10 protein-coding genes are annotated in these 12,177 nt (G+C 37.5%); all 10 read right to left on the reverse strand.

Going from position 1 to position 12,177, the window contains the following annotated elements:
• Positions 1-15: 15 nt before the first annotated feature.
• The 10 genes from LIV57_RS21320 to LIV57_RS21365 all read right to left on the reverse strand — a co-directional run bounded on the left by LIV57_RS21320 (position 16) and on the right by LIV57_RS21365 (position 11,325).
• Positions 16-306 (reverse strand): type II toxin-antitoxin system RelE/ParE family toxin, encoded by a 291-nt coding sequence (locus LIV57_RS21320; protein WP_227944216.1) that lies wholly within the window; start codon positions 304-306, stop codon positions 16-18.
• Positions 288-524, reverse strand: coding sequence for a hypothetical protein (locus LIV57_RS21325; RefSeq protein WP_227944217.1), 237 nt, complete (start codon positions 522-524; stop codon positions 288-290). Before LIV57_RS21325 ends, LIV57_RS21320 begins: the two co-directional genes overlap by 19 nt.
• A 36-nt stretch (positions 525-560) precedes the next feature.
• Positions 561-1,019 carry a hypothetical protein gene (locus tag LIV57_RS21330; protein WP_227944218.1) on the reverse strand — a complete coding sequence of 153 codons (459 nt, stop codon included), beginning with the start codon at positions 1,017-1,019 and terminating at the stop codon, positions 561-563.
• A gap of 30 nt (positions 1,020-1,049) precedes the next feature.
• The gene (locus LIV57_RS21335; RefSeq protein WP_227944219.1) at positions 1,050-2,765 is read right to left on the reverse strand and encodes an ATP-binding protein; all 1,716 of its coding nucleotides are present in this window, start codon (positions 2,763-2,765) and stop codon (positions 1,050-1,052) included.
• Positions 2,766-2,770: 5 nt separating this feature from the next.
• Positions 2,771-3,880: a histidine kinase gene (locus LIV57_RS21340; RefSeq protein ID WP_110011850.1), complete on the reverse strand. Its 1,110-nt coding sequence runs from the start codon at positions 3,878-3,880 to the stop codon at positions 2,771-2,773.
• 55 nt (positions 3,881-3,935) lie between these two features.
• Positions 3,936-4,985: a porin gene (locus LIV57_RS21345; protein WP_262908381.1), complete on the reverse strand. Its 1,050-nt coding sequence runs from the start codon at positions 4,983-4,985 to the stop codon at positions 3,936-3,938.
• 103 nt (positions 4,986-5,088) lie between these two features.
• Complete coding sequence (gene kdpC, locus LIV57_RS21350) at positions 5,089-5,646, reverse strand: potassium-transporting ATPase subunit KdpC (RefSeq protein ID WP_227944221.1); 558 nt, start codon at positions 5,644-5,646, stop codon at positions 5,089-5,091.
• Positions 5,647-5,656: 10 nt separating this feature from the next.
• Positions 5,657-7,696, reverse strand: a complete 2,040-nt coding sequence (gene kdpB, locus LIV57_RS21355) for a potassium-transporting ATPase subunit KdpB (protein WP_227944222.1) — start codon at positions 7,694-7,696, stop codon at positions 5,657-5,659.
• A 175-nt stretch (positions 7,697-7,871) separates the two neighbouring features.
• Positions 7,872-9,566 carry a potassium-transporting ATPase subunit KdpA gene (gene kdpA, locus LIV57_RS21360; RefSeq protein ID WP_227944223.1) on the reverse strand — a complete coding sequence of 565 codons (1,695 nt, stop codon included), beginning with the start codon at positions 9,564-9,566 and terminating at the stop codon, positions 7,872-7,874.
• 436 nt (positions 9,567-10,002) lie between these two features.
• Positions 10,003-11,325, reverse strand: coding sequence for a sigma-54-dependent transcriptional regulator (locus LIV57_RS21365; protein WP_227944224.1), 1,323 nt, complete (start codon positions 11,323-11,325; stop codon positions 10,003-10,005).
• Positions 11,326-12,177: the final 852 nt, after the last annotated feature.

The following is a 12,177-nucleotide window of genomic DNA, read 5'->3' on the forward strand; positions in this document are numbered from 1 at the left end:
CAAAAGTAAATGTAATTATTCACGCCTATTTTCTCTTCTTCCATCCCAGATTGAAAGTATAATCAATTCAGAAGCTGAAAATTCATAGAATATCAGATAATCTCTTACTATTTTTACCCTTACATTTTCAATATCTGTCTTTCTTCCAATGGCAGGGTGATCTGCTAGTAATCTTACATTATATAAGATCAGCTTATTAAGTTTAATACTAAAAATTTTAGATTTATTTCTTAACATCCAATATTCGAGAATATCTTTTCTCTCTTTATTGGCTTTAATGGTCCAGATTACTTTTCTTTTAGCCATTCTTCAATATCCTGATTGGCCTGATCTTCCGCAAGGTATGCTTTGTTTTTATATTCTTCTCTTCCTTCAGCAACTCTTTCTTTTTGCTCGGTAGTAAGAATATATTCATTCTGATCCAATTCGAAATCCAGAATCTTTTGAATTTCTTCAATAATTCTGGCTTCTTTTAATTGGGTAATTCTATTAATTAAATCAATTTTTAAATCTGAAGTATTCATCTTATGTGATTTAAGATCAAATTTAGAAAAATTTATTTACTTAAAAACAATAATAGTATATGGAGAACTTTCTCCTGTCTTTGGCAGAATCATCCTGATATGTTCTTTATTTCTGTAGTAATCTACATAGGGTTCTTTAGTAATGATCTTCCCTTTTTCAGCTTCTTTATAACCGGCTGATAATATCAGTTTAAGATATTGATTATACTCTTTCTTCTCTTTAAACTCAAATTCTATTCTGTCTTCTGATTTTTCTTCTTTGTATTCAAACTTTCCGATTTTCGAGGTATAGTCTGGGGAATCATATTCGGTTAAAAGGAAGCTTAAGCCTTCTGTTCTGTCATAAAATCTGAACTGAAGCTGTTTCATTTCCTTTTTAAACTCATCCATGGTAAGTTTGTTGAATCCTTTAAGCTGTTCTACTGTGAATGTCTGAGCAGAGACCTGAATACTCAGTAAAACTGAAAATAATAAGAGTCCTAACGTTTTTCTCATTTTATTTTTATCACAAATATAAAATAATCCCTATGAAACCGGCAGTCTGAAGTAAAACGTACTTCCATTATTCAGAGAACTCTTCACTCCTATTTCTCCGTGTTGTTTTTCAATGAAATTTTTGGAGATTGCTAAGCCCAGTCCGGTTCCGTTCTGATGTTCTCCTGGAACCTGGAAATAGCGGTCAAAGATCTGGCGGTGGTATTGTTCATCAATTCCGCTTCCGGTATCAATAATACTGAACTGAATGAATGAATCCAGCTTTTCTACTACAATCTTAATATTTTCGTCCTGAAAAGAGTGTTTTACCGCATTGGTTAAAAAATTATTCATTACCCAGACGGTTTTGTCAAAATCAGCAGTCACAGCATCGTTATCTTCCAGAAGATATTCTGTACTGATGGAAATATTTTTCTGCTCGGCAAGCTTCTCAACATTCTTTACAGCAGTCTGTACAATTTCTTTAGGAGAACATTTCCCAATAGTCAGTCTGATATTTCCGGATTCTACCTGCGACAGATTAAGCAATTCTCCTGTGATATCCAATAATCGCTGTCCGTCTTCATTGATGCTTTTCAATAATTCCTGCTGCTGCTCGTTCAGTTCTCCGAACTTTTGGTTTCCAAGAAGCTGCACGCCCATTTTGATTGCAGAAATCGGAGTTTTCAGTTCATGGGAAATGGTTGCAATGAAATTGGTTTTGGCAAAATCAAGCTCTTTAAAAGGGGTAATATTTCTCAACAATATTACTTTTCCTATATTTTTTTTCTCCTTTTCTCCTGTTTTTACAATATTGATGGGAATAATATCCTGTTCAAAATAGTTTTCCTTATTATCGCGGACAATCTTAATCGGATCTTTCACAGGATGGTCAATGTTTTTCAGCAGTTCACGCATCAGATCATTATTGATGGCTACTTCATGAGCTGTTTTTCCTATAATATCTTCTTTATGGAGATTGGTGATCTTTAAAGCTTCATCATTGATCATATAGATAAAATGATTCTCATCCAGACCAATAACCGCATCATGCATATTATTGACCAGCGTTTCGATCCGTTTTTTATCCATCAACTGCTTGGAAAGTGTGCTGCTTTCGTACTCCTGAAGCTTTTCCGCCATACTGTTGAAGGAGTCTGCCAGACTGTTGAATTCTTCACTTCCTTTAAAATGAACCCTCTCACTATAGTTTTTATCGGCAATCTGTTTAATACTGAAGGTCAATTGATTGATAGGCTCTGCGATGGTTTGCGGTAAATTGAAAAGCAGGATAAAAGCAATCAGAAAACATACGGTTCCTAAACTTACGATCCAAAAAGTGGCATTTTCTGCTGTAATAATCGCAATATCACTTTTTCGTTCTATCCCTTTCATATTCAAAGACATGATCTTCGAAAGATCTTCACGGATAAGCTTTTCTTTATGGATATCGGGAGCTTTAAGATAGCTGTTGAAATGGAGATTCAGATTCTGCGTGGCTTCTTTTTCTCCAAATTCTGTAAGGTTCTTTTCCTGAAGCTTATTATTCTTTCGAAAATCTGCTATGGCAACGGTACTGTCTGTACTGATATTATCCAACGCCAAAAGCATATTTTTGGAAAATTCAAGGCTGTTGTAATTGGCCGTAAGGATCTTTTCAGTATCGGATTTTAATTTATTGATGTATACAGAACCTATCACTGAAAGCAGAACGATCAGTAGAAATAAAAGGCCCACGCCTAAGGTAAGTTTCGTTTTAAGTTTCATTATTTTTATGATAAAATAATAATATCTATCTGTCTTTCATTCAGCCTGTTCATAAGGGTATAGATCCAGCTGTACCCCAACATTCGCTGCCAGAAACTGGCATGGGGTTTTCCAATGCAGACCGTCGTGATATTATGGGCAATCACATACTCCAGAATTCCGTTGTGAACACTGCTTTCTTTAATGCGGACTACTTTGGCACCTAATTCCTGTGCTAAATTAAAATTATTAATTAAATACCGTTGTTTATCCAATGCAATTTTTTCAGGGTTTTCAGAGGGCTTCTGAACGTACAAAACAGTCCATGGACTGTTATAGTAACTGGCTAATCTGGCAGTTTTACGGATAATTGTTTTGGCAATTTTCTCATTACTGCTGATACAGGCCAGGAATTTTATCGGTTTAAAATTTTCGGTTTTGATCTCTGTTTCCACCTTTCTTTCCACGTGGGTGGCCACTTCCTTTAAAGCCAACTCACGAAGCTGCAGAATATGTCCGCTCTGGAAGAAATTACTCAGTGCCGTCTGAATTTTTTCTTTTTTATAGATTTTTCCCTCTTTTAAACGGGTCAGCAGCTCATCTGCGGTAAGGTCAATATTCACGACTTCATCTGCCAATGCAAGAATTTTATCCGGAACCCGCTCTGTTACTTCTACCCCGGTAATTTTCTTTACCTCTTCATTCAGGCTTTCAATATGCTGGATATTCATAGCACTGATGACGTTGATTCCATTATCAAGAATTTCCAGCACATCCTGCCATCTTTTTTTATTTTTGGAACCTTCTACGTTGGTATGGGCAAGTTCGTCCACTAACACTACTTCAGGATGTTCATTGATAATGGCCTGAAGATCCATCTCCTCAAGGTTCTTTCCTTTATAAAAAACTGATTTCCTTTCAATTTGAGGAATTCCTTCTACAAGAGCTTCAGTTTCTTCACGGCCATGCGTTTCAATATAGCCAATCTTTACATCAATGCCATTTCGCAAAAGGGAATGAGCCTCCTGAAGCATACGGAAACTTTTTCCTACCCCCGCACTCATCCCGATATAAATTTTGAATTTTCCTTTACGGGATTTTTGAATCAGTTCTAAAAAATCTTTTGCTGATGACATTGATTTTATTCTTTTTAATTTTACTTTAAGCACTTTCCTGTGGCTAAATTCTTTTTTAAAACCAAACCGCTAAGCTTGACGTTATAAAGAAATTTCCTTTTTTAAATTCATCATTTTTAGCAAAAATGGCGTCTTTTGAAGTAAAGCCTCTCGCTTCTGTGCGGAAAACTACATTTTTGAAAACAGCATAATCTACATTCAGAGAATATCCGAAAGTTTGAAATCCATTAGGCGTTTCAGTGCTGATGATCACCCCGTTTTTATCATTATAATATTCCAGTCTTCCCGCTAATGCCCACTTGCTGTCCAACTGATATTTCATCTGAACATTTGGGCTGTACCAGATGTTATACTGCTCGCTTCCTTTTGATTTCTGCTCAGCACCGATATCAAATCCCAATATAGCAGAAAACTGATCCGTTATCTGAAAGCTTCCATACAAATCATGAAAATAGCGCATTCTTTTGTCCTCTTTTGCTTTATCATTCCCTATGAATGAACTGCTGTTCAGGGTAATTTTATCAGTTGGTTTATAGGTTATCTGGTGACCAAAAGAAATACTCTGGTTTCCCTCAGGTTTGGCAATACGCTGCCATCCGTTCAATACCAATCCGCTTACAAACCATTTTCCATTATCTGAGGTATAAGAAATTTTGGCTCCTGTTTCGAAATAAGGTGAGTTTTCAGCGGCCAGACTTCTTGTCAGATTAACATTGTCTTTTCCTATGGCACTTTCCCAACCGATATGGGAAGGCATAATCCCCGCATCAATCCACAGATTTTTATTCTTTGATAGTCTGATTCCTACATTGGCCTCGTTTACATAGCGCAATGCATTTTGTTCGGCAGCCATATTATCCTGAGCGTAAGTTCCTGCCATTAAAGCAATGTTGGCACGGATATTTTCACTCTGGTAATTGGCTTTAACCAATCCCAGGTTAAGGTTCATTTCATTGTGCCTGTTATAGGAATACAAAAAGTTTTGACGAATATGATTTCCAAGCTCATTAAAATCATAGGTATAAAAAAGTTCTGCATAAGCGGAAAATGTCACTTTATTACTTGTTTTTAATGAATCTGATGACTGGGCTTTTGAGAAAAACATTCCCAATACGGCTCCTATAACTAAATATTTTTTCACTTTTATTAAGGTATGTTAATCATGTCAAGGTTTTCAACCTCGACATGATTATCGGTTATTAAATGTATTATTTTAATTGATCCAAAGCAATGTTAAGCTTCAGAACATTTATTTTTGTGGGTCCGAAAAGTCCTAACAACGGCTTTTCAGTCTGATTATTAATTAAGCTTTTAACTTGCTCTTCTGAAATATTTCTCACTTTTGCAATTCTTTTTGCCTGATATAAAGCTCCTTCTTCAGAAATATCCGGATCCAGTCCGCTTCCACTTGCAGTAACAAGCTCTACAGGAACTTTAGCATTACCCATTTCAGGGTTATCCATTTTTAAAGTATCAATTCTTTTCTGTACAATTTCCAGATATTCTTTATTGCTTGGACCTTTATTGCTTCCTCCACTTCCTGCTGCGTTATAATTGACTGAAGAAGGACGGCCGTGGAAATATTTTTCAGATCTGAATTCCTGTCCGATATTGGCATAAAACTTCTGCCCTTTGTTGTAAATAATTTCTCCGTTTCCTTTGTTAGGAAGTATTTTAGAACCTCCATAAACCACTGCCAGATAAATACCTGTAACTAGCAACATGACAAGAGTTAATCTGAATGCTGAAACAATATGATTTTTCATTTTTTTAATTTTAATAGAATAAACTGATTACCAGATCAATGATTTTGATCCCGATGAACGGAACGATTACTCCGCCTAACCCATAGATCAAAAGGTTTCTTCTTAATAATGCACTTGCACCGATGGGCTTATAAGCTACACCTTTCAACGCTAGTGGAATCAGGAACGGAATAATCACCGCATTGAAAATAACCGCTGATAATATGGCTGTTTCAGGACTGTGAAGGTTCATAATATTCAGCTTCTGAAGAGAAGGAATAAAAGTGATAAAGAGTGCCGGAATAATGGCAAAATACTTCGCTACATCATTCGCAATACTGAAAGTGGTCAATGTTCCTCTGGTCATCAATAGCTGTTTACCGATTTCTACAATTTCGATCAGCTTTGTAGGGTCGTTGTCAAGGTCTACCATGTTACCGGCTTCTTTAGCAGCCTGTGTTCCGCTATTCATCGCTACCCCAACATCGGCTTGTGCCAGTGCCGGCGCATCGTTGGTTCCGTCTCCCATCATCGCTACCAGCTTACCTTCCTGCTGTTCCTTTTTGATGTAATTCATTTTGTCTTCAGGTTTGGCTTCAGCGATAAAATCGTCTACTCCGGCTTTTTCTGCAATGAATTTTGCAGTCAGAGGATTATCTCCTGTTACCATTACCGTTTTTACACCCATTTTTCTCAATCTCTGGAAGCGTTCCTGGATTCCGGTTTTGATGATATCCTGAAGTTCAATCACTCCCCATACTTTTTCATTAACGGCCACTACTAAAGGGGTCCCTCCGTTTTCAGAAATTTTAGTTACCGCATCCTGGGTTTCCTGAGGGAAGATATTCCCGGCTTTTTCAGTCAGTTTTTTTATCGTATCGTAAGCTCCTTTACGGATTCTTGTTTCGTCAAAATCAATTCCTGAAGTTCTTGTTTCTGCAGTAAAATCGATATAAGTAGGATTAGCAACTAATAAATCTTCAGGTTTTAAAGCACTTAGTTCGATAATAGATTTTCCTTCCGGTGTTTCATCCGCTACAGAACTTAATGCAGAAGCTTTAATAAATTCTTCAAGCTGAATTCCATTGGCAGGGTGAAATTGAGTTGCTTTTCTGTTTCCGATGGTAATTGTTCCGGTTTTATCCAATAGCAATACATCAATATCTCCTGCAGTTTCCACTGCTTTTCCACTTTTTGTAATCACATTCGCTCTCAGCGCTCTGTCCATCCCCGCAATCCCGATTGCAGAAAGCAGTCCCCCGATAGTTGTCGGAATAAGACAAACGAAAAGAGATATAAATGCCGCTATGGTAATCGGAGTCTGCGCATAGTCTGCAAAAGGTTTTAAAGTGAGGGTAACAATAATAAATGTAAGCGTGAATCCTGCTAAAAGTATGGTTAATGCGATTTCGTTGGGTGTTTTCTGTCTTGACGCTCCTTCTACAAGAGCAATCATTTTATCTAAGAAGGATTCTCCGGGTTTTGTGGTTACTCTTACTTTAATTCTGTCTGACAATACTTTTGTACCTCCTGTTACAGAACTTTTGTCTCCACCCGCTTCACGGATGACAGGTGCACTTTCTCCGGTAATAGCAGACTCATCAATGGTAGCAAGACCTTCAATAATCTCACCATCCATCGGAATCTGATCTCCGGCTTCACAAAGGAAAATATCACCTAAGGTCATTTCAGCAGACATCTTCAGTCTTGTTTCTACCTGAAATCCCGGCTTGTTATCAAGTACCAGTTTGGCCGGAGTTTCTTCCCTTGTTTTTCTAAGAGTATCAGCCTGCGCTTTTCCCCTTGCCTCTGCAATAGCTTCTGCAAAATTGGCAAACAAAACGGTGAAAAATAAAATTATAAATACTAAAAAGTTGTAGGAAAAGCTTCCCTGGGATTTATCACCGGTAAGGCTGAACATGCTTACGATAAACATGACGATGGTTCCGATTTCCACCAGGAACATTACCGGATTTTTAAACATAATTTTCGGATTCAGCTTTACGAAGGACTGTTTTATCGCTTCGTTGACCAAATCTTTTTGAAACAATGTTTGTGACTGATTTTTCATTTTTTTGAAAGAATTTATATCATTGTAAACCAATAGTAACCATCAAGGTCTGCCGGATAATAAGGATAGATATGGATAATATTAAGTGAACGTTTCGTAAGTGTCAGACTAGTTTCCTTACACTTTTCAGCTGCCTTAATGGTTGAATATTGATTTTAATTTTTAATGTTCACATTTATTTTGAGAAATACTGAATTTGCTCTGCAATAGGCCCTAGAGTTAATGCAGGGAAGAAAGACAATGCTGCAATCAGTAAAATCACTGCCAGAGTCATGAATCCGAAAGTTGCCGTATCTGTTTTCAGTGTTCCTGAACTTTCAGGGATATATTTCTTCTGAGCCAACAGACCTGCAATGGCTACCGGTCCTATGATCGGGATAAATCTTGAGAGTAACAGTACAATTCCCGTTGAGATATTCCACCAGGGTGTATTGTCTCCCAACCCTTCAAATCCGGATCCGTTATTCGCTGCGGAAGAAGTAAACTCATACAGCATTTCACTGAAACCATGGAAGCCGGGATTATTCAATGTTTTTGCTCCAAATTCCGGTAGATAAGCCGTTAAAGCGGTTCCTGCAAGAATCAGGAAAGGATGGAATAAAGCGACGATCATAGCAATTTTCATTTCCTTCGCTTCAATCTTTTTACCCATAAATTCCGGCGTTCGTCCTACCATCAGACCACTGATAAACACAGCCAGAATGATAAAGATAAAATAGTTCAGAATTCCGACTCCACAGCCTCCGTAGAAGCAGTTGATCATCATCGCAAGCAATTCATTCATTCCCGAAAGCGGCATTGTACTGTCATGCATTGAGTTCACTGATCCTGTTGAAATTACCGTTGTGGCAATACTCCAGTAGCCGGATGCTGCACTTCCGAAACGGATTTCTTTACCTTCCATAGCTCCCAGGCTGTTATCTGTTCCCATTTTTGTGATCAAAGGATTTCCTCCTGTTTCATTCACGATATTCGGAATGGTAAGTGCAAGAAAACCGACCGTCATTACCGTAAAGATTACCCATGAAAGTTTTCTTTTATTCAGATAAAATCCCAGTGCAAATACCAATGCAAACGGAATGATCATCTGAGCGATCATCTCTGTCATATTGGTCATATAATTAGGATTTTCAAGCGGGTGCGCTGAGTTGGCTCCGAAAAATCCACCTCCGTTAGTTCCCAAATGTTTGATCGCAACAAATGCAGATACAGGACCTCTGGAAACATCTGCTTTCTGACCTTCCAGTGTTATAATGTGATCTTTTCCTTCGAAAGTCATCGGACTTCCATTAATAGAAAGTACTAAGGCAACAATTATACTTACCGGAACCAGAATTCTGATCATTGATTTGGTAAAAAAATCGTAGAAGTTCCCAAGTTCGGTACTTGTTTTTTCTTTAAAAGCCTTGAAAAGGACAGCCATTGCCGCCATTCCCGTTGCAGCCGTAACAAACTGTAAAAACATCAGATAAAGCTGGCTCAGATAGCTCACTCCTGTTTCTCCTGAATAATGCTGTAAATTACAGTTAACCAAGAATGAAATGGTAGTATTAAAAGCCAGATCGGGTGACATATTTGGATTCCCATCAGGGTTCAAAGGAAGCCATGCCTGATTCATTAAAAGAAGGAAACCTATGATGAACCAAACCAGATTGATCGCCAGCATGGCATACATATTCTGTTTCCAGTTCATCTGGCGGTTGGGATTAATTCCCGAAACTTTATAAATTAACTTTTCAATGGGTTCAAAAACCGGATCCAGAAAAGTTTTTTTGTATCCGTAGACATTAGCTATATATTTCCCTAAAAATATTCCGATAACTAATGTGATAGCAAACATTGCTATAATGCCTAAAATTTCTGTATTCATGACTAATTAAAATTTTTCAGGTTTCATTAAAACATAACAGATATACACAAAGGCAAGTATTGAGAGGAAAAATAAACTCCACATAACTTATATTCTATCAAAAAATTCAACTGATTTATATAAAAGCCAAAACAACACTGCAAAAAGCAGAATTAAACTTATGAGCATCATATTTTAATCATTAGGGTTAAAAGAGTCAACAATACGTACGATACAATCAGCAGACTAAAAGTCGAGTGCTCCCGTTTTTTAAACGTTTTTCTTGAAATTGTCATTTTTAAATATTTTATTCGAAGACTATATGCCAAAAGAAAGTCCATTCTGAAAAACAAACACACAAACACCTGAATAACAACACATTAATACTAAGCACTAAACTATATAAAAACAGAAAAGCCTATCAAAATGATAGGCTCTTTATTAAAATGATAAAAGGTTATTTTAATCCGTATTCTTCAAGTTTACGGTACAATGTGGCAATACCGATTTCCAGTAAACGGGCAGCTTCTGCCTTGTTACCTTTTGTATACTGTAAAACTTTCTGTATGTGTATTTTTTCCAGTGATCTGATACTTAAAGAATCACTTTCAGGAAAAGTTTTTTCCGAGTAATGGGGAAGACTTTCTGCGTCAAGAATATTGTCATCCATTAAAATCAAACTGCGCTCTACAGCGTTTCTCAACTCACGGATATTTCCTTTCCAGTCGTTTCGTTCCAGTACTTTATAGTAATCAGGATTTACCTGAACCGCTGTCAGATGAAGTTTATGAGAAAAAATATCTATAAAATGCTTGGCAATAGCTTTCAGGTCTTCTTTTCGTTCTCTTAATGGCGGAAGTGTGATCTCAAAGACATTCAGCCTGAAATAAAGGTCTTCTCTGAAATTTCCCTGCTTTATTTCATCGATCAGGTCTCTGTTGGTAGCAGCAATTAACCTGAAGTCAGATTTAGAAACTTTGGTTTCACCCATTTTGATAAATTCCCTGGTTTCCAAAACCCTGAGCAATTTTGCCTGAAGCTCTATGGGCATCTCACCGATTTCATCCAAAAACAGAGTTCCTCCGTTAGCTTCTTCAATCAATCCTTTCTTATCTTTCAAAGCTCCAGTAAAAGCACCTTGTTTATGACCAAAAAGCTCGCTTTCCAGAATTTCTTTACTGAATGCTGAACAATTGATCGCTACAAAACTGTTTTTCTTCCTGTCACTTCCTTCGTGAATGGCACTCGCAAAAACTTCCTTACCCGTTCCGGTTTCCCCTGTAAGAAGCACAGCAGCATCCGTTAAAGCGACTTTCTCAGCCAACTTCTTAGCCTGCAAAATAAGTGGTGACTTACCTATTATCTGATTAAATCCTTTCGTCACAGCCTGCTGAACAACCCTAGATTTATTGTCTTTTACCTTATCAAGAGCCTTATACACCAATGGGATTATTTTCTCATTATCATCTCCTTTCACCAGATAATCATAAGCGCCATTCTTCATAGCCTGTACAGCATCCGTAATATTCCCGAATGCCGTCATCAGGATAATTTCAAGCTGTGGATATCTAGTTTTGATAGCTTTTACCAGTTCTACCCCAAAAGCATCAGGCAGACGAACATCGCTCAGAACAACATCAAATTCATATTGCTCCAGCATCGTCATTGCCGAACGTGCCGTAGAAGCTTCTTTTACATTAAAATTCTCTTGGGAAAGGATCATTCCTAGTAATTTAAGGAGTTTGATCTCATCATCGATGATCAGAATATTTCCTGACATTGTAATTATTTTTGGAAAACTAGTACAAACTTATTGAATTTATTCGAGGAAAACAGGGTAATAGAAGGAAATAGTTTACTTAACACCACTTGAGATATCAGGAGCTGTTTCCCGCTATCCATTCATACTCCTCGCGCCTGCGCTGTCACCCTGAGCGAAGCCGAAGGGTCTTCCCACATCTAAAACCCACCCACCCTCCAACCCAAGCTGCGGGGTAACCATTCCTATCGGGGCTAGGATGACGAATGAATCATCAATGATACGTTATAAATGATTTGACGAGTTCAGGATACGGGTTCCGTGGTTATCTTTTCCAGTGGAGTAATTTATTGGTTCCAATGGTCTTTCTCTTTCATTTGCTCCGCTTCTTCCACCGTGTCATTCCGCAGGAATCCAGCCTCCTTTATTAGAGTCATAAGAAGTTCAAAAAAGCAAAAGTAATACTGCTGAGTTTTTTGATAATACTTTGTTGAGACTCCTGCGGAGTGACAGATGGGTGGGATAAACGATAGTAGTGAAAGCAAAGAATAGATCACCTGTAAGAATGAATAATTTTAGGCTAAACCGGGGTAATGATCTTCAACAGTGTCATAAACATCCCTTTCCAATTGTGCTATGGTTCAATGGCGTCTTTCTATTTCACTTGTACCGCTTATTCCACTGTGTCATTCCGTAGGAATCCAGCCTCCTTTATTAGAGTCTTTAGGATTCCTTTAATTCAGACAATTTGATACTGTAAAATTGTTTGATGATAATTAAGACATATAGATTGCAGAGACTCCTGCGGAGTGACAGATGGGTGGATAAACGATAGTAGTGAAAGCAAAGAATGATCAGCCGTAAGAATGAATA

The organism is Chryseobacterium sp. X308, from assembly GCF_020733145.1.
In the GTDB taxonomy this organism is placed as follows: Bacteria; Bacteroidota; Bacteroidia; order Flavobacteriales; family Weeksellaceae; genus Chryseobacterium; species Chryseobacterium cupriresistens.

Bases quoted from the DNA above. Each gene is read 5' to 3' on its own strand.
- LIV57_RS21320 (WP_227944216.1), bottom strand. From the start codon at position 306: ATGGCTAAAAGAAAAGTAATCTGGACCATTAAAGCCAATAAAGAGAGA.
- LIV57_RS21325 (WP_227944217.1), bottom strand. From the start codon at position 524: ATGAATACTTCAGATTTAAAAATTGATTTAATTAATAGAATTACCCAA.
- LIV57_RS21330 (WP_227944218.1), bottom strand. From the start codon at position 1,019: ATGAGAAAAACGTTAGGACTCTTATTATTTTCAGTTTTACTGAGTATT.
- LIV57_RS21335 (WP_227944219.1), bottom strand. From the start codon at position 2,765: ATGAAACTTAAAACGAAACTTACCTTAGGCGTGGGCCTTTTATTTCTA.
- LIV57_RS21340 (WP_110011850.1), bottom strand. From the start codon at position 3,880: ATGTCATCAGCAAAAGATTTTTTAGAACTGATTCAAAAATCCCGTAAA.
- LIV57_RS21345 (WP_262908381.1), bottom strand. From the start codon at position 4,985: ATGTTTTTCTCAAAAGCCCAGTCATCAGATTCATTAAAAACAAGTAAT.
- kdpC (WP_227944221.1), bottom strand. From the start codon at position 5,646: ATGAAAAATCATATTGTTTCAGCATTCAGATTAACTCTTGTCATGTTG.
- kdpB (WP_227944222.1), bottom strand. From the start codon at position 7,696: ATGAAAAATCAGTCACAAACATTGTTTCAAAAAGATTTGGTCAACGAA.
- kdpA (WP_227944223.1), bottom strand. From the start codon at position 9,566: ATGAATACAGAAATTTTAGGCATTATAGCAATGTTTGCTATCACATTA.
- LIV57_RS21365 (WP_227944224.1), bottom strand. From the start codon at position 11,325: ATGTCAGGAAATATTCTGATCATCGATGATGAGATCAAACTCCTTAAA.